The organism is Mycobacterium sp. NTMscope_Eco_3 (assembly GCF_976985685.1).
Genome location: NZ_CDRJYZ010000001.1, coordinates 5,645,732 through 5,672,006, shown reverse-complemented (window position 1 = coordinate 5,672,006; position 26,275 = coordinate 5,645,732). Strand labels below are relative to the sequence as shown.

General features: G+C 64.9%; 29 protein-coding genes. 11 read left to right on the top strand and 18 right to left on the bottom strand.

All coding sequences use genetic code 11. From position 1 onward, the window contains the following. The first annotated feature begins 5 nt into the window (after positions 1-5). The gene (locus tag AC0KTM_RS26480) at positions 6-3,389 is read left to right on the top strand and encodes a pyruvate carboxylase (RefSeq protein ID WP_472417158.1); all 3,384 of its coding nucleotides are present in this window, start codon (positions 6-8) and stop codon (positions 3,387-3,389) included. Here AC0KTM_RS26480 and AC0KTM_RS26475 read toward each other — a convergent pair. The 3 genes from AC0KTM_RS26475 to AC0KTM_RS26465 are packed head-to-tail and all read right to left on the bottom strand — an operon-like array spanning position 3,386 to position 6,856. After that, positions 3,386-4,297, bottom strand: coding sequence for an HpcH/HpaI aldolase/citrate lyase family protein (locus AC0KTM_RS26475; RefSeq protein ID WP_238955591.1), 912 nt, complete (start codon positions 4,295-4,297; stop codon positions 3,386-3,388). The two genes, AC0KTM_RS26480 and AC0KTM_RS26475, sit on opposite strands and share 4 nt — an antisense overlap. A gap of 17 nt (positions 4,298-4,314) precedes the next feature. Beyond that, positions 4,315-5,499, bottom strand: coding sequence for a CaiB/BaiF CoA transferase family protein (locus AC0KTM_RS26470; RefSeq protein WP_472417572.1), 1,185 nt, complete (start codon positions 5,497-5,499; stop codon positions 4,315-4,317). Then, positions 5,492-6,856 carry an LLM class flavin-dependent oxidoreductase gene (locus tag AC0KTM_RS26465; protein WP_472408539.1) on the bottom strand — a complete coding sequence of 455 codons (1,365 nt, stop codon included), beginning with the start codon at positions 6,854-6,856 and terminating at the stop codon, positions 5,492-5,494. Before AC0KTM_RS26465 ends, AC0KTM_RS26470 begins: the two co-directional genes overlap by 8 nt. 67 nt (positions 6,857-6,923) lie before the next feature. Here AC0KTM_RS26465 and AC0KTM_RS26460 point away from each other — a divergent pair, with 67 nt between their 5' ends. Beyond that, positions 6,924-7,583, top strand: a complete 660-nt coding sequence (locus AC0KTM_RS26460; protein WP_238955589.1) for a GntR family transcriptional regulator — start codon at positions 6,924-6,926, stop codon at positions 7,581-7,583. Here the strand turns inward: AC0KTM_RS26460 and AC0KTM_RS26455 are convergent. From AC0KTM_RS26455 to AC0KTM_RS26440, 4 genes are all read right to left on the bottom strand, one after another. Next, positions 7,580-8,530 carry an LLM class flavin-dependent oxidoreductase gene (locus AC0KTM_RS26455; RefSeq protein ID WP_225326076.1) on the bottom strand — a complete coding sequence of 317 codons (951 nt, stop codon included), beginning with the start codon at positions 8,528-8,530 and terminating at the stop codon, positions 7,580-7,582. The genes AC0KTM_RS26460 and AC0KTM_RS26455 overlap by 4 nt on opposite strands. A gap of 1 nt (position 8,531) precedes the next feature. Beyond that, positions 8,532-9,770 (bottom strand): MBL fold metallo-hydrolase, encoded by a 1,239-nt coding sequence (locus AC0KTM_RS26450; protein ID WP_225326075.1) that lies wholly within the window; start codon positions 9,768-9,770, stop codon positions 8,532-8,534. A 13-nt stretch (positions 9,771-9,783) separates the two neighbouring features. Next, positions 9,784-11,055: a sulfotransferase family protein gene (locus AC0KTM_RS26445; protein ID WP_225326074.1), complete on the bottom strand. Its 1,272-nt coding sequence runs from the start codon at positions 11,053-11,055 to the stop codon at positions 9,784-9,786. 100 nt (positions 11,056-11,155) lie between these two features. Continuing rightward, on the bottom strand, positions 11,156-11,542 hold the full coding sequence (locus AC0KTM_RS26440; RefSeq protein ID WP_225326073.1) for a DUF2237 family protein: 387 nt from the start codon (positions 11,540-11,542) through the stop codon (positions 11,156-11,158). Positions 11,543-11,669: 127 nt separating this feature from the next. Here AC0KTM_RS26440 and AC0KTM_RS26435 point away from each other — a divergent pair, with 127 nt between their 5' ends. The 5 genes from AC0KTM_RS26435 (at position 11,670) to AC0KTM_RS26415 (ending at position 16,457) form a co-directional block, all read left to right on the top strand. After that, entirely contained in the window at positions 11,670-12,152 is a 483-nt protein-coding gene (locus AC0KTM_RS26435; RefSeq protein WP_225326072.1) for an NINE protein, read from the top strand. A gap of 254 nt (positions 12,153-12,406) precedes the next feature. Then, positions 12,407-13,540 carry a cellulase family glycosylhydrolase gene (locus tag AC0KTM_RS26430; protein ID WP_238955586.1) on the top strand — a complete coding sequence of 378 codons (1,134 nt, stop codon included), beginning with the start codon at positions 12,407-12,409 and terminating at the stop codon, positions 13,538-13,540. Positions 13,541-13,677: 137 nt separating this feature from the next. Continuing rightward, positions 13,678-15,321 carry a putative alpha/beta hydrolase gene (locus tag AC0KTM_RS26425; protein WP_472417156.1) on the top strand — a complete coding sequence of 548 codons (1,644 nt, stop codon included), beginning with the start codon at positions 13,678-13,680 and terminating at the stop codon, positions 15,319-15,321. Between the two features lie 34 nt (positions 15,322-15,355). Then, on the top strand, positions 15,356-15,877 hold the full coding sequence (locus AC0KTM_RS26420; protein ID WP_472417154.1) for a hypothetical protein: 522 nt from the start codon (positions 15,356-15,358) through the stop codon (positions 15,875-15,877). A 166-nt stretch (positions 15,878-16,043) separates the two neighbouring features. Continuing rightward, positions 16,044-16,457, top strand: a complete 414-nt coding sequence (locus AC0KTM_RS26415; protein ID WP_472417570.1) for a hypothetical protein — start codon at positions 16,044-16,046, stop codon at positions 16,455-16,457. Positions 16,458-16,499: 42 nt separating this feature from the next. Here the strand turns inward: AC0KTM_RS26415 and AC0KTM_RS26410 are convergent, their stop codons facing one another. Both AC0KTM_RS26410 and AC0KTM_RS26405 read right to left on the bottom strand, forming a co-directional pair. Then, complete coding sequence (locus tag AC0KTM_RS26410; RefSeq protein WP_472417152.1) at positions 16,500-16,973, bottom strand: CAP domain-containing protein; 474 nt, start codon at positions 16,971-16,973, stop codon at positions 16,500-16,502. A gap of 131 nt (positions 16,974-17,104) precedes the next feature. Next, a complete protein-coding gene (locus tag AC0KTM_RS26405) occupies positions 17,105-18,121 on the bottom strand; it encodes a glycoside hydrolase family 6 protein (RefSeq protein ID WP_472417150.1) in 1,017 nt (338 codons plus the stop codon). Between the two features lie 321 nt (positions 18,122-18,442). Here AC0KTM_RS26405 and AC0KTM_RS26400 point away from each other — a divergent pair, with 321 nt between their 5' ends. Then, the gene (locus AC0KTM_RS26400) at positions 18,443-18,862 is read left to right on the top strand and encodes a hypothetical protein (RefSeq protein WP_472417148.1); all 420 of its coding nucleotides are present in this window, start codon (positions 18,443-18,445) and stop codon (positions 18,860-18,862) included. Positions 18,863-18,914: 52 nt separating this feature from the next. On the opposite strand, the gene AC0KTM_RS26395 is transcribed toward AC0KTM_RS26400, so the two are convergent. Further along, entirely contained in the window at positions 18,915-19,226 is a 312-nt protein-coding gene (locus AC0KTM_RS26395) for a hypothetical protein (RefSeq protein WP_472417146.1), read from the bottom strand. A 210-nt stretch (positions 19,227-19,436) separates the two neighbouring features. Between AC0KTM_RS26395 and AC0KTM_RS26390 the strand changes: the two genes are divergently transcribed. The 3 genes from AC0KTM_RS26390 (at position 19,437) to AC0KTM_RS26380 (ending at position 20,141) form a co-directional block, all read left to right on the top strand. After that, on the top strand, positions 19,437-19,700 hold the full coding sequence (locus AC0KTM_RS26390; RefSeq protein WP_472417144.1) for a hypothetical protein: 264 nt from the start codon (positions 19,437-19,439) through the stop codon (positions 19,698-19,700). Positions 19,701-19,795: 95 nt separating this feature from the next. Continuing rightward, the gene (locus AC0KTM_RS26385; protein WP_472417142.1) at positions 19,796-20,020 is read left to right on the top strand and encodes a hypothetical protein; all 225 of its coding nucleotides are present in this window, start codon (positions 19,796-19,798) and stop codon (positions 20,018-20,020) included. Then, positions 20,013-20,141, top strand: a complete 129-nt coding sequence (locus AC0KTM_RS26380; RefSeq protein ID WP_472417140.1) for a hypothetical protein — start codon at positions 20,013-20,015, stop codon at positions 20,139-20,141. The genes AC0KTM_RS26385 and AC0KTM_RS26380 overlap by 8 nt, the downstream gene beginning before the upstream one ends. A gap of 173 nt (positions 20,142-20,314) precedes the next feature. On the opposite strand, the gene AC0KTM_RS26375 is transcribed toward AC0KTM_RS26380, so the two are convergent. The 8 genes from AC0KTM_RS26375 to AC0KTM_RS26340 form a co-directional block, all read right to left on the bottom strand. Next, positions 20,315-21,589 carry a phage major capsid protein gene (locus tag AC0KTM_RS26375; protein ID WP_472417138.1) on the bottom strand — a complete coding sequence of 425 codons (1,275 nt, stop codon included), beginning with the start codon at positions 21,587-21,589 and terminating at the stop codon, positions 20,315-20,317. Between the two features lie 23 nt (positions 21,590-21,612). Continuing rightward, complete coding sequence (locus AC0KTM_RS26370) at positions 21,613-22,146, bottom strand: HK97 family phage prohead protease (protein WP_472417136.1); 534 nt, start codon at positions 22,144-22,146, stop codon at positions 21,613-21,615. 120 nt (positions 22,147-22,266) lie between these two features. Then, positions 22,267-22,746 carry a hypothetical protein gene (locus AC0KTM_RS26365; protein ID WP_472417134.1) on the bottom strand — a complete coding sequence of 160 codons (480 nt, stop codon included), beginning with the start codon at positions 22,744-22,746 and terminating at the stop codon, positions 22,267-22,269. A gap of 93 nt (positions 22,747-22,839) precedes the next feature. Beyond that, positions 22,840-23,109 (bottom strand): hypothetical protein, encoded by a 270-nt coding sequence (locus AC0KTM_RS26360; RefSeq protein WP_472417132.1) that lies wholly within the window; start codon positions 23,107-23,109, stop codon positions 22,840-22,842. Further along, entirely contained in the window at positions 23,109-23,501 is a 393-nt protein-coding gene (locus tag AC0KTM_RS26355) for a hypothetical protein (RefSeq protein ID WP_472417130.1), read from the bottom strand. Before AC0KTM_RS26355 ends, AC0KTM_RS26360 begins: the two co-directional genes overlap by 1 nt. A gap of 145 nt (positions 23,502-23,646) precedes the next feature. Next, positions 23,647-24,012 carry an HNH endonuclease gene (locus tag AC0KTM_RS26350; RefSeq protein ID WP_472417128.1) on the bottom strand — a complete coding sequence of 122 codons (366 nt, stop codon included), beginning with the start codon at positions 24,010-24,012 and terminating at the stop codon, positions 23,647-23,649. Positions 24,013-24,015: 3 nt separating this feature from the next. Continuing rightward, the gene (locus AC0KTM_RS26345; RefSeq protein ID WP_472417126.1) at positions 24,016-25,677 is read right to left on the bottom strand and encodes a DUF3631 domain-containing protein; all 1,662 of its coding nucleotides are present in this window, start codon (positions 25,675-25,677) and stop codon (positions 24,016-24,018) included. Further along, on the bottom strand, positions 25,674-25,955 hold the full coding sequence (locus AC0KTM_RS26340; RefSeq protein WP_472417124.1) for a DUF2742 domain-containing protein: 282 nt from the start codon (positions 25,953-25,955) through the stop codon (positions 25,674-25,676). The genes AC0KTM_RS26345 and AC0KTM_RS26340 overlap by 4 nt, the downstream gene beginning before the upstream one ends. Between the last annotated feature and the right edge of the window lie 320 nt (positions 25,956-26,275).

Below are 26,275 nucleotides of genomic sequence, written 5' to 3'. Positions count from 1 at the left end.
ATACCGTGTTGACGAAAGTCCTGGTCGCCAATCGCGGCGAGATCGCGATCCGCGCATTCCGCGCCGCCTACGAGCTGGAAATGGCCACCGTGGCGGTCTACCCCTACGAAGACCGCAACTCGGTGCACCGGCTCAAGGCCGACGAGTCGTACCAGATCGGCGAGGAGGGCCATCCGGTCCGCGCCTACCTGTCGGTCGACGACATCGTCGCGACGGCGCAGGCCTGCGGGGCGGACGCGATCTACCCCGGCTACGGCTTCCTGTCCGAGAACCCGGACCTGGCGGCGGCGTGCGCGGCGGCGGGCATCACATTCGTCGGCCCGAGTGCCGAGGTGCTCGAGCTCACCGGCAACAAGTCGCGGGCAATCGCGGCGGCGCGGGCGGCGGGCCTGCCGGTGCTGGCCTCCTCGACGCCCTCGACATCGGTGGACGAGCTGGTGACGGCCGCCGAGTCGATGACGTTTCCGCTGTTCGTCAAGGCGGTCGCCGGAGGTGGCGGCCGCGGGATGCGCCGGGTCACCGACCCCACAGCGCTGCCGGAGGCGATCGAGGCGGCCAGCCGTGAGGCCGAATCCGCGTTCGGGGATGCCTCGGTATTTCTCGAGCAGGCGGTGATCAACCCGCGTCACATCGAGGTCCAGATCCTGGCCGACAATCACGGCAACGTGATCCACCTCTATGAACGCGATTGCAGCGTGCAGCGGCGGCACCAGAAGGTGATCGAAATCGCCCCGGCGCCGAACCTGGATCCACAACTGCGGATGAGCATTTGCGCGGACGCGGTGGCGTTCGCGGAAAGCATCGGCTACACGTGTGCGGGCACGGTGGAGTTCTTGCTCGACGAACGCGGCAATCACGTGTTCATCGAGATGAACCCCCGGATCCAGGTGGAACACACGGTGACCGAGGAGATCACCGACGTCGACCTGGTGTCCGCCCAGCTGCGCATCGCGTCCGGGCAGACGCTGGAAGAGATTGGCCTGCGCCAAAATTCGATCGTCCCACACGGCGCGGCGCTGCAATGCCGAATCACCACCGAAGATCCGGCGAACGGCTTCCGCCCGGACACCGGCCGCATCACCGCCTACCGCACCCCGGGCGGCGCGGGAATCCGGCTGGACGGCGGCACGACGCTGGGCGCGGAGATCAGCGCGCATTTCGACTCGATGCTGATCAAGCTCAGTTGCCGCGGTCGCGACTTCCCCACGGCCGTGCGCCGGGCCCGACGGGCGGTCGCGGAATTCCGCATCCGTGGTGTATCGACGAATATTCCGTTCCTGCAAGCGGTTCTGGACGACGCGGATTTCCAGGCCGGACGCATCACCACGTCGTTCATCGAGGAGCGCCCGCAGCTGCTCACGGCGCGCAGCTCGGCCGACCGCGGCACCAAGATCCTCAGCTACCTGGCCGACGTCACCGTCAACAAGCCGCACGGTGAGCGCCCGTCGACGGTGTACCCGCACGACAAGCTGCCCGACATAGACCTGTCGACGGACCCGCCCGCGGGATCCAAGCAGCGTTTGACCGAACTCGGGCCGCAGCGATTTGCGGCCTGGCTCCGCGAGTCGCGCGGCGTCGCCGTCACCGACACCACGTTCCGCGACGCGCACCAGTCGCTGCTGGCGACCCGGGTCCGCACCACCGGCCTGCTCAAGGTCGCGCCCTACCTCGCGCGGACCATGCCGCAATTGTTGTCGGTGGAGTGCTGGGGCGGGGCGACTTACGATGTGGCGCTGCGGTTCTTGAAAGAGGACCCGTGGGAGCGGCTGGCGGCGCTGCGCGAGGCGATGCCCAACATCTGTCTGCAGATGCTGCTGCGCGGGCGCAACACCGTGGGCTACACGCCCTATCCGGAGACGGTGACGACCGCGTTCGTCGAGGAGGCGACGGCCACCGGCATCGACATCTTCCGGATCTTCGATGCGTTGAACAACGTCGACTCGATGCGGCCGGCCATCGACGCGGTGCGCGAAACCGGGGCGGCGGTCGCCGAGGTGGCGATGTCCTACACCGGCGATCTCAGCGATCCGGCCGAAACGCTTTACACGCTCGACTATTACCTCAAGTTGGCCGAACAGATCGTCGAGGCGGGCGCGCACGTCCTGGCGATCAAGGACATGGCCGGATTGTTGCGCGCGCCGGCCGCCGCGACACTGGTCTCGGCGTTGAAATCCCGATTCGACCTGCCGGTGCACGTGCATACCCACGACACCCCGGGCGGGCAACTGGCGAGCTACGTGGCGGCCTGGCACGCGGGGGCCGACGCCGTCGACGGCGCCGCGGCCCCGCTCGCGGGGACCACCAGCCAGCCCGCGCTGTCGTCGATCGTGGCCGCCGCCGCCAACACCGAGTACGACACCGGGTTGTCGCTGCCGGCGGTGTGCGACCTGGAACCGTACTGGGAAGCCCTACGAAAGGTCTACGCGCCGTTCGAATCCGGGCTGCCGTCGCCGACCGGCCGCGTCTACCACCACGAGATCCCCGGTGGCCAATTGTCGAACCTGCGCCAGCAGGCCATCGCGCTGGGACTCGGCGACCGGTTCGAGGACATCGAAAACGCCTACGCCGGCGCCGATTCCATCCTCGGGCACCTCGTCAAGGTCACGCCGTCGAGCAAGGTGGTCGGCGACCTGGCGCTGGCACTGGTCGGGGCCGGCGTCAGCGCGCAGGACTTCGCCGAAGACCCGGCGCGCTACGACATACCGGATTCCGTCATCGGCTTCCTGCGCGGCGAACTCGGTGACCCGCCCGGAGGCTGGCCGGAGCCGTTGCGCACCAAGGCATTAGACGGGCGCGGGCCGGCGAAGCCCGAGCAGCCGCTGACCGCCGACGATGAAAAGGCGTTGGCCGTGCCGGGCGCCGAGCGGCAGGCCGCGCTGAATCGGCTGCTGTTCCCGGGGCCGGCCAAGGAGCTCGACGATCACCGCGAGACGTACGGCGACACCTCGGGACTGAGCGCCAACCAGTTCTTCTATGGGTTGCGCCAGGGGGACGAACACCGCGTGGAGCTGGAGCGCGGTGTGGAGCTGCTGATCGGGCTCGAGGCCATCTCCGACCCCGACGAACGCGGCATGCGCACCGTGATGTGCATCCTCAACGGTCAGCTACGTCCGGTCGTGGTGCGCGATCGCAGCATCGCCACCGATGTGCCGGCGGCCGAAAAGGCCGACCGCACCAATCCCGACCACGTCGCCGCCCCCTTTGCCGGCGTCGTCACGGTCACCGCCGAGGTCGGGGAGGAGGTCGAGGCCGGTCAGACGATCGCGACGATCGAGGCGATGAAGATGGAGGCCGCCGTCACCACCCCGAAGGCCGGCAAGGTCGCGCGAATCGCGGTGTCGTGCACCGCACAAGTCGAGGGCGGCGACCTACTCGTGGTGATCGACTAGCAGCTGCCGTTGATCAGCGCGGCGCGCGCCAGCGTCTGCTCCGCCTGCTTCACGTGGGCGGCGTCAACCAGGACGCCGTTCACCCCAACGGCGCCGCGGCCCCTGGCCTCGGCCTCCCGGTAGGCGGCGACATTGGCTTCGGCGCGGGCGATTTCGTCGGCGGTCGGGGCGTATACCGCGTTGGCGACGGGCACCTGGTCGGGGTGGATCGCCCATTTTCCGGTGTAGCCGAGCAGCGATGCGCGCCGCGCGTCGCGCTCGTATCCGGAGAGGTCGCGGTAGTCGGGGTAGGGCGCGTCAATCGCGTCGATGCCCGCGATGCGCGCAGCGACGATCACCTTGTTGCGCGCGTAGGCCCAGAACTCGCCGGGATACTCGCCCAGCGGGACGAAGTTGGTGTCCACCCGGGCGCCCTGGGACAGCGAGAAGTCACCCACCCCGAAGATCAAAGCGTCCAGGCGAGGGCTGGCCGCCGCGATCTCCTCGGCGTTGGCCAGACCTTCGACCTCTTCGATCAGCACCTCAAGCCGAATCCGCTTGCCGAGGTTCAGTTTTGATTCCAGCTGTGTGAGCAGAACGTCCACCCACCACACGTCGCGGGCGGTGCGCGCCTTGGGGATTATGATGGTGTCGAGGTTGCGGCCGGCCCTGGTCACCACCTCGATGACGTCGTCGTGGCACCACGCGGTGTCCAGCCCGTTGATCCGCACCGCCCGCGCGGTGCGGCCCCAATCCAGGTCGTTGAGCGCGCTGATCGCCTTGCCGCGCGATTCCTCCTTGAACGCGGCGGGCGTCGCGTCCTCGAGGTCGAGGAACACCAGGTCGGCGCCGCACCCGGCGGCCTTGTCGAACATGTTGTCGCTGCAGGCGGGCACCGCGAGCTCGGAGCGGCGGAGAAGATTCGTCATCGTTCAATTTCCTTCCGTCACAACACGCCACGGGCGCGCAAGTCGTCGATTTCGTCGCGGCCCATGCCGAGCAGTTCCCCGTACACCTCGGTGTTGTGCTCGCCGAGGCGCGGTCCCAGATGCCCGACCGTGCCCGGCGCCGACGAGAAGCGCGGAACGGGGGCCTGCACCGTCATGGGTCCGAGTTGTTGGTCGTCGACGGAGATGAACACCTCACGATGCGCCAGTTGCTCGTCGGCGACCAGGTCACTGATGTCATAAACGGGCGCCGCCGCCACCTCGTGCGCTTCGAAGGCTTCCATCGCCTCCGAAAGTGTCTTGGTGGCAACCCAATCGGCGACCACGGCATCGACCTCGCGGGCCCGTGCCAGCCGTCGCTGCGGGTCGGAGAAGTCGGCGTCGTCGAGTAGATCGTGGCGGCCGATCGCCCGGAACACCCGCAGCGCCAACGCCGGCGAACTGCCGGACATGGCCAGCCACTTGCCGTCCGCGGTGCGATAGGTGTTGCGCGGCGCCGAGATGTCCCACCGGTTGCCGGCCCGCTCGGGCACCAGGCCCAACTGGTCATAGCCCAGCAGCGTCTGTTCCAGCAGCCGGGCCAGCGGGTCGATCAGGTTGACATCGATCAGTTGGCCCGGCCCGCCGTGCACGTCGCGGTGATACAGCGCCATCATCACCGCGTAGGCGGCGTTCAGCGACGCGACGCCGTCGGCCAACATGAACGGCGGCAGGGTGGGCGGCGCGCCGGCCTGACCCGTGATGTGCGCGAACCCGCTCATCGCCTCACCCAGCGTGCCGAAGCCCGGGCGCTCACTCTTCGGCCCGCTCAGCCCGTAACCGGTGATGTGCAGCATCACAATCCGCTCGTTGACCGCGCGCAGGCTCTCATAGTCGAGCCCCCACTTGCGCAACGTCTGCGGGCGGGTGTTGAAGATGGCGACATCGGCGTGCTGCACCAGGCGGCGCACCAGCTCCTGACCCTCCGCGCACCGCAAGTCCAGCGTGATCGATCGCTTGTTGCGCGCAATCGACTTCCACATCAACCCGACTCCGTCGCGCTGGTTGCCCCAGCCGCGGATCGGGTCGCCGTGGCGCGGTTCTTCGACCTTGATCACCTCGGCGCCGAACTCGCCAAGGTAGGTCGCCACCAACGGAGCGGCGGCCAGCGTCGCGAGGTCGAGCACCCGCAGCCCGTCAAGCATGGGCACCGGCGGCCACCCGGCTGTTCGAGGGACGCTGCAGCCCGAGGTGCCCGCGCAGCGTGGACGATTCGTATTCGGTGCGGAACAGGCCGCGCCGCTGCAGCTCCGGGACCACCATGCGCACGACGTCCTCGAACGCTCCGGGCAGATGCGTTGCGGCCAAGACGAATCCGTCGCAGGCGCCGATTTCGAACCAGTCGGCCATCTGATCGGCGACCTGTTCGCCGGTGCCGACGAAGCGGGGCCCCTGCAGCAGCGTGGCGCGATGGTTGGCGAGGTCGCGCAAGGTGACCGTGTCCCCGCCGATATGGGTGCGCAGGTTCTGCACCAGGCCGCGGATTCCGGAGGCGGAGGCGAGCAGTTCGTCGGTCACCGGGTCGTCGAGGTCGTGTTGCGCGAAGTCGTAATTCATCAGCTCGGACAGCAGCGTCAGCGACGCCATCGGATGTACGAGATCGTTGAGGAACATCGCCTCGCGATCCTTGGCGTGGGCCTCGGATTCGCCCACCACCGCGTAGGCCATGGGGCAGATGCGCACGGCGGCGGGATCGCGGCCCGCTTCGGCGATGCGGTCCTTTTGATCGGCGTAGTGGTTGCGTGCGACCTCGATGCCCGGGTCGCCGGTGAAGATCAATTCGGCCCACCGGGAAGCGAATTCGCGGCCCCGGCCCGACGATCCGGCCTGGATGATGACCGGCCGGCCCTGCGGGGTCCGCGGCACCGTCAACGGTCCACGGGCGGAGAAGAACTGGCCGACGTGTCCCAGCTCGTGCACCTTGCTGGGGTCGGCGAACTGCCCGGACGCCCGGTCGTGCAGGACGGCTTCGTCCTCCCAGGTGTCCCACAGGCCGGTCACGACGTCCATGAATTCGTCGGCGCGGTCGTAGCGTTCGTCGTGACCGAGGTGGGCGTCGACGCCGAAATTCTGCGCCTCGCTGTCGTTGACGGACGTGACCACGTTCCAGGCCGCGCGGCCACCCGACAGGTGGTCGAGCGAGGCGAACGTGCGCGCCACATGGAACGGCTGGTAGTAGGTGGTCGAGTAGGTGGCGCCCAGCCCAATCTTCGACGTGGCCTGCGCCAGCACCCCGAGAATCACACTGAGGTCCAGCTTGACCGGGCGGGCGCCGTAATGCACGGCCTCGCCCACCGATCCGCCGTAGACCCCCGGCATGGCCAGGCGGTCGTCGAAGAACATCAGGTCGAAGCAACCCTCTTCGAGCTGGCGGCCGATCTTCGCGTAGTAGGACGCGTCCAAGTACCGGTGTTCGGTCGCGGGGTGCCGCCACGAGCCCGCGTAGACCGAGGTGCTGCCGGCCTGCATGAAGGCCACGAGGGCCATTTTGTCGGTGCGCATACTTGAAACGTAACATCTGATATTTCAGATATCAAATGCTAAACCTGTCGTTTGGTATTATGCCCAGGTGGCTTCGACCTCAGGGATCGACATCTCCGGAACGGTCCGAGAGCGCGCCGCCCGCGAACTTCGCGACCGCATTCTGACCGGGGTCCTGCCGGCCGGTTCGCGGGTCGACCTCGACGCCATCACCGAGGAATTCGCGACCAGCCGCACGCCGGTGCGCGAGGCGCTGCTGGAGCTGTCGTTCGAGGGCCTGGTCCAAGTCGCCCCCCGCAGCGGCGTGACGGTGCTCGGCATCAGCCCGGGCGACGTCCTGGACAGCTTCACCATTCTCGGCGTGCTGACCGGGCAGGCCGCGGCCTGGGCCGCCGAGCGGATTGAGCCCGCGGAACTCGACACCCTACGAGAACTCGCGGCCGACGTCGTCGCGCGATCCGGGGACGACACCATCGGAGAAGCCAACTGGCATTTCCATCAGATGATCCATCGCGCCGCGCACTCCCCTCGCCTGCTGAACCAGATCAAACAGGTCGCCCGCGTGGTGCCGAGCAACTTCCTGGCCCTGTTTCCCGAGCACGAAAAGCATTCGCTCGACGAACATCAACAGCTGCTCGACGCGCTGGGCGACAAGGACGCCGAACGGGCCCGTGCGATCGCCGAGCGACACGTCCTAGATGCCGGCCGTTCGCTGGCCGACTGGCTCGAACAACGCCGCGACGCCTAGGCCGCCAGCGCGGGCAGGACCTTGTCGGTGAGCAATTGCACCGACTTCCACGCTTCGTCGACCGGCATGCCACCGACCAGGGGGTGCATGACGAGCGGCCCGTAGTTCTCGGCCTCGCGCACCTCCGCGATCAGCTGATCTGGAGTCAGGAAGCGGTACCGCCCCGATGCCCTGACCTCGTCCAGGGTCTGCACACCCGGAAGGTGCATTAGCGAGCGTTGATCGGTGGACCATCCGCCGTAAGTGACTGCCTCCCACAGGATGTGGTCGCCCAGTTCCGCCCACGCCCGCTCGGGGTCCTCGTGCAGGTAGATCATTCCGCGGTTGATCGGTCCCGGCATGAGAATGAACGGCGCCATGCCCGCCTCGGCGCACAGCTCGCGGTAGTAGGCGGCGATCTCGGGCAGGTGATCGGCCAGGCTGAGCGGCAGCCGGAACCGGGCGGCGCGGCGCGCCGTGGCACGCGCGCCACCGCCGACGTACAGCGGTGGATGCGGCCGGGTCCACGTGCCAATGTCGGACCACACCGCCAGCATCCGCTCGAGCAGGCCGTCCATCAGCGCGCCACGTCGCGTGAAATCGGCTCCCAGCGCGTCGTATTCGACCGTGCGGTATCCCAGGCCCACCGTGGTGTGCAGCCGGCCGCGGCTCATGTTGTCGACGAGCGCGATGTCTTCGGCAAGGCGGACGGGGTTCCACAGCGGGCCCAACGCGCAATCGACGCTGGCGATCAGCGTCGAGGTCCGGGCCAAGAACATCGCCGCGGCCATGATCGGGTTGCAGCTCCACCCGTGCCCGGTCGCGTGATGCTCGTCGACACTGATCGACGTGATGCCGTGCGACTCACCCCACTGCGCCAGTTCGAGCGCGGCGGACAGCTGTTCGCCCTGCACGCGCGGATCCCCCTGCGGCGAGGCGAAGTTGAAGCGCAGCACCGTCAGCAGCATGCTATGAGTTCCTCGCAATCTGGTTGCGCAGCCACGCGCTTTCCCAGAAGTTCGTGCTGCTTGCGAGAAGTTTTTCATGCGCCTGCCGGAGCACATCGCGAGCCCCCGAATGCTCGGCGGGCACGAGCTGGGCGAGGTGGATGGCGTGCAGCGCCCGATCGGCGGCCAGGTGCGCCCGGGCGCGATCCAGGAGCGCATCGGCGCCGGCCAACTCGACCACGTCGGCCGCGACGGCGTCAAATCCGACCGGGTACAGCTCGGTGGTCGACTCGTGGTGGAACCAGCCCGAGTAGTTCTCCCAGACGGCCCGCACGTCCCAGGCGACCTTCCCATAGCCCTGGCCCACTTCGTATTCCGCGGGCAACGTGATCTCGCGCATCAGGGTGCGGACATCCTTTCCGGCATTCATTCCGGCGACCGTCTGATCGTGGATGTACTGGATGGCGTTGCGCAGCCGGGCCAGCTCGGCGTTGATGCGCTCGGCCCCCGCGACGGGCGCGAAGTGACCCGTCACGAGCAGCTCGGGGCGCAGGTCGCGGACCCGTTCCACCGAGGCAATGGCCGTCAACGCGTCCCGGTAGCGGTCGCCCCGCATGGTGACGAGGTTGGGGATGTGCCCGAACAGGGGGCCGAAGGTGTTTCCGCACAGGCAGATTCGTTCGTCGGGGAGCCAGACCACCAGCGAGTCGGTGGTCTCCCCACCGGGCACCGAGATCAGTTCCATCCGTCGGCCGCCGAGCTCCAGCGTCAGCGTGTCCTCGAAGTCGAGGTCCACGGCGGGCACGCTCTGGCCCGCCAGTTGCGCGGTCCCCAGGCGCCGTTGGATGGCTTGGATGCCGTCGGCCAGCGTGTCTTTGAACGCGAACGCGCTGCGGCTGGCGCGGTAGGGGATCAGTCGTTCGTTGTCGTCTCGCCACGTCGTCCAGTTCGCTTGCGCGACAACGGTCGTGTCGGGGTCGCGCACGCTGTCCAGGCCGCCGACATGGTCGACGTGGCCCTGGGTGAAGATGATGTAGCGCACCGGCGAGGAGTCCACGGCGTCGAAGTTGGCGCGATGCACCGGCCCCTCGAAACCCATGCCGGTGTTGACGATCACCCGCCCCTGCGCGGTGGTGAGCAGGTACGAGTTGGACAGCCCGGGCGAGCACCACAATCCCGGGGCGATCTCATCCGCCTTCTCCGCGGACGCCGGGCGCATCGCGTCGGCGCCGGGCCTGCCGCGATAGACGGGTTCGGTCATCGCTGCTGACTCCTTATTCGGGTCGGACGTCGAACTTGTCGAAATAGAAGCCGAACCGGCCGCGGAGTTCGTCGGCGGAGACGCCGAAGTGCCGTTGCAGTTCGTAATGGATGCGGCCGTGCTTGCCTCGTGGATTGCCGTCCAGGTAGCGCTGGAAGCCGTCGCGCACCTGCTGCGGCAATTCGACACCGCCGCAGTGATACAGCCGCTCGAGCACCGGCATCTCGTTGCCGCCCAGCTGGTGGAAGTTGACGTCGATGCTGCGTTCGGTGTCCACCAGGTCGCGGTCGCGCACGCATGCGCTCAGCAGGCGGTGCACGCGATCGCTCCAATACTCCAGCAGCCACTGCGGATCAATGCTGTTGCGGCGCAGCCGATCCGAGTAGGCCATCATCGTGATCGCCGATTGGATCACCGCCACGGGGTCGCGGTGCGTAAAAGCCACCGTCGCGTCGGGGAACGTCGCCATCAACGGGCCGAGCTGCTCGCAGTGCTGCGGACTCTTGAGGACCCAGGTTCGCGGACCTCGCAGAAAGGTGAGCGCCTGCAACACCTTGCGCATGTAGGCGTAGTGGCGGGTTTGGTCGAGGCTCAGGTAGTAGTCGCGCCAATCCGGCACCCGCGCATGCCATTCCAGGACATAGGAGGACAGATCGAGGTCGAGGAGTTCCACCTCCTCCTCGATCGCCTCGGGGAAGCGGTCATGCATGGCGGCCACCACGGGCGCGCTGGCCATCAGCGCTTCGTGTTCTGCTTTGGCTCGCGCGTAACGGGGGTCCACGCCGAACACGTCGGGCCCCTGCCCACGAGCGGGGATGGGATCCTGGCTCTCCCAGTACGGCAGCGCGCGCCGGCGGGGGTCGGCGGCAATGAGATTCACCAGGTGCGTGGTGCCCGACCGCGGCATCCCGACCACGATGAAAGGCCTCTCGATCGGGATGGATTCGATCTCGGGGTACCGCGTGATCAGCTCGGTGAGCGACAACCGGTTACGCAGCAGGCGGACGATCCGCTGCCGCAGCGAATCGCGGGTGAGCTGGCGCAGACCCTCGTCGGCTTCGATCGCGGCGACGTGCGCGCGCAGCCGATCGGCGAAGCCGTCGGTGTCGTCGAGGTCGGCGGCAGCGGCTTTTAGCCCGGTTTGTTCGATGGCCTCCGCGAGCATCCGGTCGATGTCGAAGTCGACGCGCTTGGCCTCGGTGAACTGCAGGATCTGACGCTGGACGTCGGTCAGCCGGGGCGCGGTCAGGTCGTCGAAGTCGATGTCGTCCACCGCAGAACCCACCGCAACCCCTCTTCGACGCGTCAGGTGAGAAAGATGACACCGAGGCTAGACGCGGCGGGATTCCGTGGTTCACCCACCTTCCCGACCAGCGGTCACCCAGCTACAGGTTGGCCAGATCGTCGGGAACGTCGATCTTGTGCGCCTGCAGCGCCTCCAGCGGCACCACCTCGAGGGTGTTCTCGTGCGTGGATGCCAGCACCACCGGCGCCGCGCACCCGTCGTGGTGAGCCCGCAGCCAGTTCAGCGCGGTCACACACCATCGGTCGCCGGGCAGCAGGCCGGGGAACCGATACTCGGGAACCGGGGTCAACAGGTCATTGCCGATGGAACGCTGGTGCTCCAGGAACTCGGCGGTCATCACCGCGCAAATCGTGTGCCGTCCAAGGTCCTGAGGCCCGGTTGAGCAACAGCCGTCGCGGTAGAAACCGGTCAGTGGGTCTGTGCCGCACGGTTCCAGCGGACCGCCCAGCACATTTCGATCAGGCACCCGTCCAGTATTGCTCTCACGGGGGTGAACTTTGAAGTGATTTGCCGACTGCGCCCAAGGATTTTCCGCGCCGGTGCGTCGGAGGCCGATGTGGACGGCCGGAGATCGGGCGTGTTAACTCGAATCGATGTCGACGCCGCCCAACCCACCCGGAAATCCCGCTGATGAGCCACCGTGGGGATGGCAGCCACCCGGTTACGCATCACAACCGACTCCGCACAACCCGCCTCAGCCACCGCCACCGCCGGGATATCCGTCCCCGCAGGCCTACCCCGGTTACCCGGGCTATCCGGGATATGGCGGATACGTCGACCCGCAGGCGCCGTTCGGCCGCGATCCGGTTACCGGACTGCCCCTGTCGGACAAGGCCGCCACCACCGCCGGCTTACTTCAGCTCTTTCTCGGCTTGTTCGGCGTCGGCCGCTTTTACCTCGACTCGACTCAGATCGCGGTGGCCCAGCTGTGCCTGGGGCTGTTCGGAATTGTCTTCAGCCTGTTCTGTTTTCTGGGATTTCCGGTCCTGCTCGGCGGCATCATTTGGGCGATCGTCGACGCGATTTTGATCTTCACCGGCAGCGTCAAAGACAACCACGGCCGCAAGCTACGCTAGACCCTCAATCAGGGGAACGCCGGTTTTGGTTGTCCGACAACGGGTTTGACACAGAGCCGGGCACATTTTAAACCGCCCGGCGTTCACGACGGCCCGGGCACGCCGGAGTGGATGGTTACGGATTGGTCACGATGACCGGTGGGTTCCGACTTTCGGAGGGGCCGCAGACGGCCCGGGAACAATTGTTATCTGAAGCTCTCGCGACGCGCTGAGCAAATCCCCGGGAAATCGCCCCGGAAACTTATCGTCACATCGTGGAACGACGAACGGCCCTGAAACTCCCTCTGCTGCTGGCGGCTAGCGCCGCAGTTACCCGGGTACCCCGGGCCTCCGCGGAGGAAGCGGGCCGGTGGTCTCCCGATCGCGCCAGCCGGTGGTATCAAGCTCAGGGCTGGCTCGTCGGAGCAAACTATATTCCCGCCAGCGCCATCAACCAGTTCGAGATGTTTCAGGCCGACACCTTCGACCCACGACGTATCGACACCGAGCTCGGCTGGGCTCAGTTCTATGGGCACAACACCGCGCGAGTGTTCCTCCACGATCAGCTGTGGGCCGCCGATCAGCGCGGGTTCCAAACGCGGCTAGGGCAATTCGTCGACATCGCGGCCCGTCATCGCATCAAGCCGCTCTTCGTCTTCTTCGACTCCTGCTGGGACCCGCAACCCCGAGCGGGCCGGCAACGCGCGCCGCGCCCCGGTGTGCACAACTCGGGCTGGGTGCAGAGCCCGGGCGCCGAGCGCCTTGGAGACCCCCGCTACGTCCCGGTCATGCGCGACTACGTCACCGCGGTGATGACCCAATTCCGTAATGACAACCGGGTTTTGGGGTGGGACCTCTGGAACGAACCCGACAACCCGGCGCGGCAGTACCGCAACACCGAAAGAAGCGACAAGGACCAACTGGTCGCCGACCTGCTCCCCCAGGTGTTTCGGTGGGCACGCGCCGTGGATCCGAGTCAGCCGCTCACGAGCGGCGTGTGGCGCGGAGACTGGGGACAACCCCAGGGCCGCAGCGCAATCAGCGACATCCAGCTCGCCAACTCCGACGTGGTCACCTTCCATTCCTACGCTGAGCCGGCCGGGTTCGAGTCGCGCATCAACGAGCTGACGCCGATGGGCCGGCCGATCCTGTGCACGGAATACATGGCCCGGCCCCGGGGCAGCACTGTGCAGAGCATCCTGCCCGTCGCCAAGCGCCACAACGTCGGCGCGATCAACTGGGGCCTGGTCGCCGGAAAGACCCAGACCTACTTCCCCTGGGAAACCTGGGATCACCCGGCCACCACGATTCCGAAGGTGTGGTTCCACGACCTGATCCGCCCTGAGGGACGTCCGTTCCAAGACATCGAGGTTCTGACCGTTCGGAAGCTGGCCGGCAGCCAGGCCTGACAGGTAGTGGCGGCCCCACCGGCCTGCCTTGGCATTGACCATTTGACGGTCGCCGTCGCGCTGCCAGTAGTAGCGTTTATGCCAGCTCAGAAGGGGGCGGCGATGATCGTCGGTGTTGGCCATCTGCCCACGACGCCATGACGCTGGCGAACCTGGTCGAAGCGGAACTGATCGCGTCGGCCGGCGGCGATCCGTGGGCGATCAACCAGAGCTTGCAGGCCGGTAACCCGTTTCAGATCTCGCAGTTGGCGGAGGCCTTTCATGGTGCGGGTCGACACACCGCCGAAGCCGAGCACGCATTCGAGCAAGCGCGAAAACGATTCGCCGCCGCCTGGAACCATCAGGATGGTGGCCACCCCATCAACGACTCTGAAGAAGTGCAGCGGGTGACGAAAGCCCTCGGGGCGCAGTCCGAACAGTTGCCGAAGATCGGTGCTGAATTGGAAAAGATCGCCGCCGCGTTAGCCGACGCGCAGAAACAAGGAGCTCGAGAGATCGCCCTTCTGGACAGTGAGCTCCGAGGCCTCGACAGCCTCATGACCGCGATCAAGAAGGAATTGGCGTCCGATCTGCCCGAGTCGGAACGCCAGAAGCTGTTGAGACTGTACGACGACGCGCACGCCGATGCCGTGGACGACGTCCGCGATGCCGTCAAACAAATGACGTCAATTCGCAACGGGTACTCCGACACTCTCCGTAGAGCCATGGGTGCCCTGCATACCGACGGTTACGACCCACCGAAAGCTGTAGACGAGTGGATCGAAAGCCCGCTGAAACCGGGTGAGGTGAGAGACCTCGGGCCGATCGCCGGTACCGGCGGCATTCCCGGCATCCCGGGTATCGGGGCGGCGGACTTAGGAGAAGTGGTCGAGATCCCCGGACAGCCGGGAAAATATCTCGCGATTTTTGGGGATTCGTTCTCCGGCAACAAAGTCGGTGAGGGCGAACACTATCGATCTGTGGCCGTACCGGTGACCTTCGACGCCGACGGACGTCCGCATTTTGGTGCGCCACTAACGGGACCCGAGAATAGTGGCCGCGAGCTCTTCACAATGCCGGCGGAGGCGGTCAAGGCCGGAATCAGCGACACGTTGCCAGCCGGGACGATCACCCTGGGCGACAAAACGTACATGATGGTGACCGGCACGACGGGGAACCTTAAGCCGGCGGCTTCGTGGCTGGTCGAAGTCAACGGTGACCCGGGCAAAGGGTGGACAATGGTGCCAGGCTCGTACCGCGCCGCGGGAGAAGCGCCCACCCAGATCAGCGGCTATAAGGGCTCGGACGGCAAGGTCTACATCGCCGCTGATTCCTTCGACCGCAGCCGAGGCATCACCATGTACCGCGCGGATACCGGGAACGTATTCGATCGTTCAACCTGGCAGCCGTGGAACGGGAACGACTGGGGCAAACCAGGACAACAGCCCATACAGCTAACTAACAATCGCTACGGCGAGCTCAGCTTTCGGGAAATCGGTGGAAAGCCCGTCCTGTCAGGTTTCAATGCAGATGCGCACCAAGGAAGTATCGAAGTGCGGGTAGGTGCCAATCCAGCTGCAATGTTCAGCCAGAACGTGCCCACGACTCTGGTTGCGCAGAATGGTGATCCAGCCGCTCCGAAATTCGTCCCTCAACCGTACGGCGGGTATATCTTGCCGGGATCAACGCTGGACGATTTGAAATTATTTGGCAGTCAATGGAATACGCTTAAAGATGCGAACGGCGTGCCGTTCGGCACCCCATACAACACCCGAGAATTCCAACTCAGGCCCTATCACTGATCGCATCGCAGAAATCTGAACCGATAGGATGCATATGGACATCAAGAAACTAGCCGGCATCAGCACCCTTGTCGTAGCCGCTTGCTCGGTTGCGTGCGCGGCACATGCCGACCCGCCAAAGTTTCCGGACCTGAGCGCAGAGGCCTCGGTGAACGTCGGCGACTACACGATCGACGTTCCCAACCCTGGCCGGCAACCTCTGGCAACGGTCTATTTCCTCACTCCTGACGGGGTCGTCTGCAACTTTGCCACTGACCAAGCACAGTGCAGCGGGAATAACCTGCCCGGGGTCCCCCCCGCGCCTTCAAGTCCCAATGCGGGAATTACCGGGGTTAATTGGATCGGAACCACTACTGGGCTGAAGCAGACGAATGAAGGTGAACCATCGCGCGTAATTGATGGGCACCCCGTCAAAACGCTTCCTCCTGGTCATTCCATCACAGTGAACGGCATCATCTGCGGGGTCGATAGCTCAGGCACGACCGCGTGCAAAGACCCGCAAGGCCGCGGATTCGTACTGTCACCGCATGGCTCCGGCTGGCTGCCTCACGTGTGATTGCACCCTAGGTGCTCAGCGGCTGCTCCGTCGTCAGACGCTGGTTAGCGAGGGGGTTCCTGTGCGTAGCCTCGTCAACTCGGCTGCCGTGGTGGTAGCCGTCGTGTTCGCTGGGGTGTGCACGTCTTGTACGGCAGCCCACGCCGATGTGCCTGCATTTCCCGACATCAGCGGGTATTCACCCGTGAAGGTTGCGGACTACACGATTGCGCTTCCCAACACGGGGCGCGCACCGCTCAACATGGTCTATTTCCTTACCCCGGATGGAATCACGTGCGATTTCTTCTCCGGGGCAGCACAATGCACAGGCAATAATTTTCCCGCGGTCCCGCCAGCCAGCGGGGCCGGTACGGTGAACGCGATTCGGACCGCCTCAGGATTGGTTCAATCCGGTGACCCGATTGCGCCCAACGGCCAGGTCTATGGGCATCCACTCAAGACGTTGCCCCCGCTGCATTCCATCACCGTCGACGGCATCATCTGCGGGGTCGACAACTCAGGCACGACCGCATGCAAAGACCCGCAAGGCCGCGGATTCGTGCTGTCACCGCATGGTTCTGGTTGGCTGCCTCACGTGTGAGTGCCTACGGCGGCGATCCGAAACCGCTTGACCCAAAAGGGTTTACGAAGCCGCGAAGTCACCGACGACGGTCATTTTGTTGGCGTCCCGTGCGGTGGCGAAGCCGCCTGCGTTGAATGCGCAATTCAGGATGATCGCGCGGTGCGGGGGACTTTGCATCCACATGTCCAAGGCCTCACGGGGATTCGCGGCGGATCCGGTGCCCCAGAAGACGATTTCACCCGTAGAGCGGCTCCGATAGCCCGCCTGCGCGATCCGCGCCTGCGGCGACGAGCCGTCCGAGCCGATGTGTCCGCTGACCCCGTTGCGCAGCATGTCGTCGGCATGCCGCTGGGCGGCTTCCGTCAGACGCGGGTCGTCGCTGATCGGCCCGCATCCCTGGCGAAGCTGGTTGACGCCGTTGTAGACCGCGGTCCCCGAATCGTCGGCGTGCGCAACGAACCCGTCTGCACCGGAAACGGTGATGAAGGCAGTGCAGATCGAGAAGATTGCGAAGAACGCAACTTTCCTCGTCATGTTTGCCTCGTACCGCATACTGGCTTTATCTGTTTTAGATAACGAAATGTTACCCAGTCGCGACCATCGCCGGTCGCGAATAACAGATCCGTTCGGCGGCCGCCGACGGCGAGGTCAAGCCAAAGGCCCTGCTAGTGGCCGGTGTTGTGGGCCAGATCGATGGCGTACTGATTCACGAAGTGGCCCGCCGGTGGATCACCCTTGCCGCACGTCCCGTCGGATTCGCCGGGACGTTTGATCCACAGGTAGGCGTCGGCGTGCGCACCCGCGGTGGAGGCGGTCGGCGGGGTGCCCAACGCGCGGCCGCTGGGATTGCACCAGTTGAGCTCGGAATCGGGTGCCGGTCCGGCACCGTTGCGTGACGTATCGATCACGTAGTGCGAACCATTGGTGAGTCCGGAAATCGCTTCGCCGTAACCGATTTCGTCCTCGGTGGTGAAGAAGTTCGCGGTGTTGATGCTGAAGCCCCGCGCGTGGCCGACGTCGGCTTGGTTCAGTCTGGCGGCCATGTCCTCGGCACTGTGCCAGCGCAGGTGACCCGCGTCGACGTATACGGCGGCGTTCGGATCCTTTGTCAGGGTGTCGACGGCGTAGTGAATCAGGTCGAACCGTTCCTGGCGCTGATCACCCGACAGGCAGTCGGCCATGGCGAGCGCATCGGGTTCGACCACGATCGCCACCCGCGAGGCGCCCACACCGCCGGCGATGCCATCGATCCAGCTTCGGTAGTCGGCGCCCGACCCCATGCCGCCCGCGGCGAAGCTGCCACAGTCGCGATGGGGGATTCCGTAAATCGCCAGGACCGGGATGGCGCCGGCGGCGGCCGCGTCGCCGACGTACTTGCCGACCGTTGCCGCGGAGCCGCCCGGGACGATCCAGTACGCCTGCGGCGTATTGGCGATCGCGGTCAGCTCGGCGCTCGGCGGATCGGCGCTCTGCGCGGCGCGCATGGCCGCCGACGTGGGGTTGACGTAGAACGGCGCGTTGTCCAGCGGGTTGCCGTCGGAGACCAAGCGCACCGTCGGGCCGGGACGGACCTGCACCGGATCGGCAAAAAGTCCGATGCCGGCCACAACGGCCAAGGAGGCCGTAATCGTCAGGAAGGGGGTGATCCATCGTGCGACTGCACGAGCAGCTGAGAACGTCACCTCAGGAAAATTAGTGGGTCGAACCATCGAGCGCCAACGAGGGTGGCGACCGACCGGCGCGCGCACGATCGGTGCATCGTGAGAGCACGATCTACCTGCGACGGGGCGCCGGTAGTTTTGGCGGTGGCGGAGGGATTTGAACCCTATTCAGCTATCCTGGCTAGTGGCTTAAAACGGTGTCTAGCTGCGTAAACACGCTTCGGCACTTAACGCTGGTTATCGCTGTTTGTTGACATTTTGTGTCCATTTGGTGTCCACGGTGCCCGCTTAGAGCCGTTTGCTGTGCTCCGGTCGCTGCGTCCATGGGTTGACAATGAGTTGATGAGCACCGTCGACTTGTCCTGGTTCTACACACTGTCACTTGAGCATCGGCTTGCGCATCAAGTGGAGCTGCTGACCGACCCCCGTCGCCGTCTGTCGCCTGAGCTTGCCGACCAGATCCCCAAGACCGCCCTGAGCCCGGAATCCTGGGAGGATGAACCGCCGGCGCCACGGCTTGAAGCGGAAGTCATCGAGCGGCTCGAACAGATCCGCAGCGATCTTGACGACTGGTGGGACGAGCAACTCACGGGTGCACAGCGACCCAACAATGAGCACGACCTGCTGATCGATCACCGTACCGCCGCCGAAACGGCGTCCGAGCGCTACACCAGGTTGGTGAACGACGCAGCGCACCAGCTCGGCGTGAAACCTGCGATCGTCGCCGCTTACATCGAGATGAAGGCGAGGCAGCAGCGCTGACGCTCAGAGGTAAACGGTGGCGGTGTCTGCGGGGACCGGCTACCCGATCGTTCTAGGTGAAGCACAGACCTGTGTAGGTTGCTGCCTCGCGCACCCAACCCACTTCGGTATATGGGTTGATCCCAAGCCGCGCGGCGAGGTCAGCGACCGTTCCGGGCCGGGACGGCCCACACACGTCGTCGTACGCAGCAGCGAGGATGGTCTGCCGGTCAGCGGTGGTGCCGGTCTTCTGTTGCACCAGTTGGACAAACCGGTTCTCGACATCTGGCGGCGCGGCATTTGCGCTGGGAGCCAACACAATTCCAGCGGCAGCCACGACCGTCCCAAATCCCAAAAGAAAGTGGGTGCGCATCATGTTCTCCAATCGCGCCTTAAACGGTATGTGTCGAACACGGACCCACCCGGTTCGACCGCATCTCCCTCAAGGAAGCCTATAATTGACGCTACGCCCGCGGGGCGTCGAACCACCAGGAAAACGTGGACTGACCTAAAACCCGTCCTTCGGTGACGACGCGAGCGACGCACAGCAAACCGCCCGTCGCCAACTGAGGCTGGCGGCAATACGATCGTTGTCATGGAGCAGCTACCAGACCCGATGATCGGGGTGCGGGCCGACCAGCTCCCCGCCATTTGGGCAGATTCGGTTGAGGTGCAGTTGCGGTTCCGCGGCGACAAGACCTGGCACAAGGTCACGGACGTGTCCGAGACGGCCGAAGGGATAGCTGTCCGTTTCGGGGACGGCACGCAAGACAAAACCCTTGCCGCCGACGAACAGGTTGACGTCGCAGCCACGAAGGACATCGGTGACGCCCCCGGCGAGGGCTGGGCGGGTGGCTGATACCGATGGCGCTTGTGACCCCGACGACGACGCCCAGGCAACAGTGTGGGACTCCAACTCGTCTACCAATTGCATTAGAGGTCAAGGGAGACAACATGAGCGAACAACACGAGTTCGTGGTGAACGGCTATGCATATCTGCGGGTACGTAAGACCGTGAAGGCCGAATCTCAGGACGCTGCCAAGCGAAAAGCCAAGCGCAGTAACAAAGGCTGGAACATCACCGAGTCACCCCGAGGGGCGACGGTCGACATCTTGTCGGTGTTGCCGCCCGAGGGGCTGAACGCAGCGGCCATGCGAAGGGTGGGCATCGATGTCTAAGGGCAAGCCGGTGTTCATGATCCCCACCGAGGGCAAGACCGAGGATCAACTGGCCGACGAGGTCATGGAAGCCCTACGGGCACAAGGCATCGAGGTAGTGGACGACAGAGAACAGGAGTGATCCCAACAGCAACAGAGAACACCGGCTGCGCCTGCTGGCCTACGGTGACGTACGTGCCGATCATCCCCGTCAAGACACCGGCCCGGCGCGGAAAAAACCGGAGCCGGTGCCCTAGGGTGCGGTCCCTCGCGGGCGGCTTTGAACGATTGACCCGCAGGGACCGCACGTTTGCATCAGGCCAAAATGCCCGTGTCCACCGTGAACGCGGCCGGGTGCAACAGCTGCACATCGGCACGCAAATGCCCCACAAAGGCATATTGGCCGTAGTCGGCGTACCGTTCCCGCAGGAATTCGAGGATGAATTCGGTGCGGACACCGAACGCAAGTTGGTCCCACTGACCGGTGTAGATTTCGGTTCCTGTGGACGCGGTACCGACCGTCAAATTCGTCGGAATCTGGTTGGTCGCCAACAGCGGCAAGCTGTCGGGCGGCGGCTGTAGATAACGATTCTGGCTATCCTTCAGCGTTCGCAGATCGGTCACCGTCTTCGGGCTGACAATATGCGCGTTCGGCTCGAAGTTGTTGGACCGCACCACCTGAACCGCATTCAACAGGAAATCATAGTTGGTGATGGCGGTGCCGTTCGCCCCATGGGTGGTTGGGGTGACCCCCGGCGTGTTGAGCACACCCTGCGGTACGGGTGCCACACCCGAACCGCGCAGCGCGGCGTAATCAAGGGCAACCGCAAGCTGTTTGGCGAAGCTGTTGGCGATCACCCCGTCAGCGTTGGGCAGGCTGTCATCGAACAGCTCGCGGGAGATGATCACAAGCCGATCGAGCGAGTGGGCGGTGAACAGCACTGAGTCGAACGTCATGTCCTGGGCGGTGATCTGTGCGTTCTCGCTGCGCCACCCTGGGGCACCCTCATTGGTCAACCTCGGCACCCGCAGCGTCTGCGACTGCATCGGGATCGTGACCGCGCCCGCCTGTATGGCGCGAGTTGCGTTGCGCGCCAAGTCAATCACATAAGACGCGAGCGGGGTCGGCACGAGGTAACCCCCGGCGGATTGGGTGCCTTCAGCGAGTGCTCGCTCTTGTTCGGCACCTTCCCAGCGGTTAGTGACGATGCCGCGCAAGTACCGGTCGAAACTCGGCTGCTCCGAACCGCTTTCGGTCAACCCGTTGTCAGCCGCCCAACCGCTCACCGACTCGGCACGGGTCAGCAACCTGGCGCCCTGCGGGCCGCCGTGGTGCTCACGCGACGGGGGCGGCGGAGCGGCCGGATCGACCGGCGCACCGGTGATCGACTCGAACGACGCAATCGCGTCTGCGCGGCGCTGATACCCGTCGAGCTTGTCCTTGTTGGCTTTGGCCCTGTTGATGAGTCGGTCGAATTCATCGGCGTCAGGGCCGCTGAGGTCGCCCTCGGCGCGGGTGAGGATTTCGCTGGCCGCGTCACGGTCCTGAGCGATCTGACGACGGAGGTCGTCAAGGTCTTTGGTAAACATGGTCTTTCACACTTTCTTGATTTTTAGAGGTCGAGCAGGATTAGTTGTGCTTCTGCAATGCTGCGAGTGATGACCGAGTCCTCGGCGCGGATGCCGGCGACGGTGGCGCCCTCGTAGACGGGCAAGCCGACGAGGCTCACTTCCCGAAGACTCGCTTCGGTACGAACGACGACGCCATTCTCGGTTCTGTGCCGTATCGGCCGGAAACCGACGCTGAAGTTGGATGTGTAGCCGCCGTTGACGGATTCCAGTACGTCGTCACCGTCGCGGGTTGGGGCGATTTCGAAGGCGGCGTGAACGCCGTCGTGCTGCTCGTGCAGCTCAACGACCTTCCCGACTGGCAACTTCCGAGTGTCGTGAGCGGTGAACAACCTGAGCTTGCTTCCCCGTTCGGCGATCGACCGGGTAAACGCGCCCGGTGCGAACTTCTCGCGGTAGGTGGAGAATCCGTCGCGAACATCTGCAACGACGCCGTACGGGACGATGAGGCCATGCACGACGCGGCCGGCCGCGGGGGCCAAAGTTGCTGCCCGATACAAGATTTCAGATTCAGTCATAGGTCACCTTCTTGCACGCGAAAACAGAAGCGATGCATGGCGACCCATTTGTCCAGGTTGGCCGCTTTGCGGCTCTGGCGCGTCGGGATACCGAGCTACGAAATATATTGTACACCACCGTCATTCAAACACCTCGTCCACCGCGGCGTTCAACGCCGCAGCATGCAGCGCCCGCAGCACCTCGGGGTCACCCAGCGCGGGTAGCAACTGTAAGTGCAGCCCCAGAACGGCATCCAATAAGAGCGTGATCGATTGCGGCTTGTCGAGCAGTTCGGCCGCCGCTGCGCCATTGTCGGTCGCGTGAGCGACGGAAAGCTTCGCCGCCAGCACCACCAGTTCGGGGCTGGTAGCCGATGATTTATCAACCGCTACCTGGCCGGTGGCGATGGCGGTGATCGTCTCGACGGCGGCGGCCACATCGGGGCGGGGTAACTGCTCCATCAGCTGCTCAAGAACCTCGAATGTGCCGATGAGCAAGTGGCCAAGGTGAGCCGCGTCGGCGGCTTCGGTGGTGATCTTGTCGAGAGTCGCGATGTCCGCGGTCAAGTACGCGGTCACGAGGTCGAGGGCGCGTCGGTCGTCACTTCTTGTGCGGGTCATGAGTTTGGATTCCTTTTCGATTGGGGGGTTTCGGGGGGGCTGAGCGCCACGGAGAGGCACGTTCATCCGTTGGCTGGTGTAATCCGTTGGGCGTCAATGTCGACCGCTCATCGCGGAGATGGTGTTGAGCACGTAGTCCCGCCTGCCCAGGGATGCCGCGATGCGCAGCCGGTGTCTGAGCCACACGTAGGCGCAGGCTTGATCACTGCCGGATAGGTGACCGCCCGGTCGCCCATCGCGCACATCGGGATGGTTAACCCATTGCTCGGCGGTGAACTTGGCAAGGTTGCGGGTCTGGCCGTCATCGCAAAGATGCTTGGTCGGCCACGGTTGGGCGCTGCTGTTCCTGATCGATCCGGCCATCAGCCGACCTCCCCGAAACCGCTTGGCGGCCTGTTGGTCTTGCGCACCTTCGGTGCTTTCGCTGCCGCCCTCGCGGCACCTGAACGGCGAACGCCGAAGGACTCGCCCTCGACCGGGATCGCCAGCGCCACCATCAGGGCATCAATTTGCTTGATCGTCTCGCGGCGCTCACGCAACACCGGATTCATCACCGGCTGACCTTCACTGCCGGATACGACGACGCTCATGGTGGCCAGCTCGGAGTCCAGTTTGTCCAACGTGTCGAGTTGTGCGCACAACAGCTCTAGGGTGACGATTTCCGAGGCCGAAAACGTGTTTTCTCCAATCAGCCTGCGCCACACTGATTTTCCTCGTCTTCCCAGTTGGGAGGGTGGTTGTTTGCGGTTTTCCATGAAAGCCTCCTTTCAAAAAGTGCTGGTCAACCGGAAATTGGTTGCTGGACTAGCTGGCGATAAATGCCGCGATTCCCGAATCGCGCGGGATGGTTCCTGAAAAGAATCGCAAATGTGCGCTGTGTGAGTAGGGAACTGGTCCCCCTCACCAGTCAGGGATGGTCCATTCACCTTGACGTTCATAGGATCTCACTCCTTTCTGGCGGTTGCATCGGCTGTGCGATGGTGCGAGGTTCGACCATTCGTAGGCAAGGTCGGGACGTTCGTCCACGGGCTGGATGTGGTCGGCCTCGAATGCCCAGGGGCTCGTGGGCGCGGCGGTGTAGTCAATGACCGCGTTCTCGATGTCGCCGCGCAGCGTGCACGACAGGCACCGGGCGCCGGTGCGCTGACAATGCGCCTTGAACCGGTTACGGAGGGTCCGCCACTTGTTGCTTGAGCGAATGACTCGCGATGGCGGATAGGCGGCGCGGTCGAAGGCCAGGTCGTCGTCGGCGTTACCAGCAGTCATCGGTTAACCCCCTCCGGTGATGCTGTTGGTCATTGCGCCGTTGCGAGCTTTGGCCAGGGCTGCCGCGACCCGGTCGGTTTGCCCCGGTGTCGCCGGCGTCGGTGCGCCGGGCGGGGGGCGGGTGTTCGATGTTTGCTGGGATATGACGTCACAGCCGGGACGGTGACCCTGGGTGGCGACGTGGTAGCCGCACTCGCAGCGACCGGCGCCGGTGACGAGCGGTACCGCGCGGGTGTGACGGTTCGGTGGACCATCTGTGTGCGTCACGTCCGTCACGTCCGTCACGTTCTCGGAAACAGGCAGTTCAGAGGCTATTTTTGGTGTGACGTTCGAGTGACGCTGTGACGGACCGGATGACGACGCCGTCACGTCATGTGACGCTTGTGACGGATCGTGTGTCGGATCGAAAACGCCTTGACCTGTACTGTTACCCTCATGCCGCTTGTGACGGCTACAGATGGAACCAAGATAGTGACGCCAGGCTTGAACCAGCCCGTCATCGCCGTCGATGTGGTACCCCTTGGCCGTCATGTCGCTGACACGGACGGTGCGCGACTTGACTCCATAGCGCCGCAGTTCCTTTGCTAGGCGCCGCTGATCGAGGGGTCTGCCCCAGAGGTCGCCCCACTCGGATTCCGGGTCTTTGGTCAGCTCGGCGACGATGGTCAACGAGAACATCGCGTCAGCGTCGGCCTTATCGAACAGCTCGAAGATGTCGCGCAATAGCCGCATCCCGAGTGACGGCTCGGTGTCATCGGTGTCGAGCACGAAGTGCGTGCAGGCGTCTCGGGCAAGCCGCGGCCAGTCCCCACCGGCTACATCGGCGACCGCGATCAGGGCCTCCCACACCTCGGCGGGCCGGTCCCGGACACCCTCGGGCATCCGGGGCCGCGATGCTGCCAGTGCGTCGAAATTGGCGGCAGCCCAGGTGGCCATGCGTTCGGTCAGCGGCGCCGCATCCGCTGCTGCGTCACGCTCCCGGAATTCGTCGATGTGCTCATCGGCGGCGCGGTGGCGCATGTGGAAGACCACCGCCCGGTCGAGGATGGTCTTGGGGATCTTGCCCGCCAGGCCAGCCAGGGCAACAGGTGCGAAGACCGGAAATTCGCGCACCACCATCTTTTTGGCGTCACCTTCACAACGGTCGACGGTGGCTCCCCGCTTGTAGCCGGCGTTGAACAGGGCGCGCAGGTCTTCGGCCTGGGGGTTGGCCGTCTTGCCGAACACCGCATCGGCCTCGTCCTGCAAGACGGTGGGCGGCGCGTCGCCGGCTGCCGCGATCCGCCGGTACAGCGCCGCTGTCGTCGTTGACAACGTCAGTTTGGCGTTGCGGCACAAGAGGTTCAAAACTTCAAGAACGCGGGTCTTGGCGCAGCCCGGCTCAGGCGAGTCCAGCACCAGCCGCGGCGTCACGTAAAACGCCGACACCGCCCATGTGTGAGCCGCCCACAGGGCCAGCACCGAATAGTGGTGCGGTGTCGGCAGAGCCAGGAACCGCCCCGCGAATTGCCTTATCTCGTCGAGCAGTTCGGCGCCGTCGATGTCGACCCAAGCCGCCGTATCACCGCCATCATCGAGCGACCCCGTGACCTCGGACGGCGGGTTGTGCTTGCCGGACTCAAACAGCGCCTTGCCCTTGGCGATCAGATCCTGGTCGTCGGTCATGACGCCCGCCTCGGAATGTAGACCTCGTTGCGCCGGCGGATCTTGTTACCGATCAGGCCCCAGTTCTCAATGGCGCTGACGGCGCGGGACGCTTCGGCAAGTGCGGCCTGCGCCGTCTCCACCCGCAGCACGTGATGTTGTGCGGCGTCGAGCAACGCGGCGAGCTTGATCGGATCATCGTCGTCAAGGGCGCACCATGCCGGGGTTCCGGCCATGGGCCACGAGCCGGCCCGATCGAGAAGCGGTTGAACGTATTCGTGGACGGTCCACCAGGACACTTGTTGGGATGCGGTGGTATATTCGCTGTTAGCAATGGATTTGCGTTTGGAGCCCGTCCCGCCGCTTTCGGGGCGGGTTTCTTTATCTGGGTTCACCTTTCATCGGTGTCTCTTTCTGTCAGGTATCGGTGAGGGTTGTGGAGTTAGGTTGTCGGGTCAGCTCACCGACCCCGCCCGGCTCCGGTGCGTTCGCGGGTGCGTCCGTCGAGGTAGGCGGATACGTCGGACCAGCGATATAGGACTCGTGAGCCTCGCTTGACGAACTTGGGGCCCGTGCCCCGGTACCTCATCTGCGCAAGTGCCATTTCAGTGATACCGAG

What these genes read in the sequence shown, in the direction of transcription:
- AC0KTM_RS26350 (WP_472417128.1), bottom strand. Translation starts at nt 24,012, where the DNA reads ATGACTGCTGGTAACGCCGACGACGACCTGGCCTTCGACCGCGCCGCC.
- AC0KTM_RS26375 (WP_472417138.1), bottom strand. Translation starts at nt 21,589, where the DNA reads ATGTTTACCAAAGACCTTGACGACCTCCGTCGTCAGATCGCTCAGGAC.
- AC0KTM_RS26450 (WP_225326075.1), bottom strand. Translation starts at nt 9,770, where the DNA reads ATGACCGAACCCGTCTATCGCGGCAGGCCCGGCGCCGACGCGATGCGC.
- AC0KTM_RS26470 (WP_472417572.1), bottom strand. Translation starts at nt 5,499, where the DNA reads ATGCTTGACGGGCTGCGGGTGCTCGACCTCGCGACGCTGGCCGCCGCT.
- AC0KTM_RS26390 (WP_472417144.1), top strand. Translation starts at nt 19,437, where the DNA reads ATGGAGCAGCTACCAGACCCGATGATCGGGGTGCGGGCCGACCAGCTC.
- AC0KTM_RS26400 (WP_472417148.1), top strand. Translation starts at nt 18,443, where the DNA reads ATGAGCACCGTCGACTTGTCCTGGTTCTACACACTGTCACTTGAGCAT.
- AC0KTM_RS26425 (WP_472417156.1), top strand. Translation starts at nt 13,678, where the DNA reads ATGACGCTGGCGAACCTGGTCGAAGCGGAACTGATCGCGTCGGCCGGC.
- AC0KTM_RS26420 (WP_472417154.1), top strand. Translation starts at nt 15,356, where the DNA reads ATGGACATCAAGAAACTAGCCGGCATCAGCACCCTTGTCGTAGCCGCT.
- AC0KTM_RS26355 (WP_472417130.1), bottom strand. Translation starts at nt 23,501, where the DNA reads ATGGAAAACCGCAAACAACCACCCTCCCAACTGGGAAGACGAGGAAAA.
- AC0KTM_RS26365 (WP_472417134.1), bottom strand. Translation starts at nt 22,746, where the DNA reads ATGACCCGCACAAGAAGTGACGACCGACGCGCCCTCGACCTCGTGACC.
- AC0KTM_RS26435 (WP_225326072.1), top strand. Translation starts at nt 11,670, where the DNA reads ATGTCGACGCCGCCCAACCCACCCGGAAATCCCGCTGATGAGCCACCG.
- AC0KTM_RS26475 (WP_238955591.1), bottom strand. Translation starts at nt 4,297, where the DNA reads ATGACGAATCTTCTCCGCCGCTCCGAGCTCGCGGTGCCCGCCTGCAGC.
- AC0KTM_RS26360 (WP_472417132.1), bottom strand. Translation starts at nt 23,109, where the DNA reads ATGGCCGGATCGATCAGGAACAGCAGCGCCCAACCGTGGCCGACCAAG.
- AC0KTM_RS26455 (WP_225326076.1), bottom strand. Translation starts at nt 8,530, where the DNA reads ATGCTGCTGACGGTGCTGCGCTTCAACTTCGCCTCGCCGCAGGGGGAT.
- AC0KTM_RS26410 (WP_472417152.1), bottom strand. Translation starts at nt 16,973, where the DNA reads ATGACGAGGAAAGTTGCGTTCTTCGCAATCTTCTCGATCTGCACTGCC.
- AC0KTM_RS26465 (WP_472408539.1), bottom strand. Translation starts at nt 6,856, where the DNA reads ATGCGCACCGACAAAATGGCCCTCGTGGCCTTCATGCAGGCCGGCAGC.
- AC0KTM_RS26380 (WP_472417140.1), top strand. Translation starts at nt 20,013, where the DNA reads ATGTCTAAGGGCAAGCCGGTGTTCATGATCCCCACCGAGGGCAAGACC.
- AC0KTM_RS26385 (WP_472417142.1), top strand. Translation starts at nt 19,796, where the DNA reads ATGAGCGAACAACACGAGTTCGTGGTGAACGGCTATGCATATCTGCGG.
- AC0KTM_RS26345 (WP_472417126.1), bottom strand. Translation starts at nt 25,677, where the DNA reads ATGACCGACGACCAGGATCTGATCGCCAAGGGCAAGGCGCTGTTTGAG.
- AC0KTM_RS26370 (WP_472417136.1), bottom strand. Translation starts at nt 22,146, where the DNA reads ATGACTGAATCTGAAATCTTGTATCGGGCAGCAACTTTGGCCCCCGCG.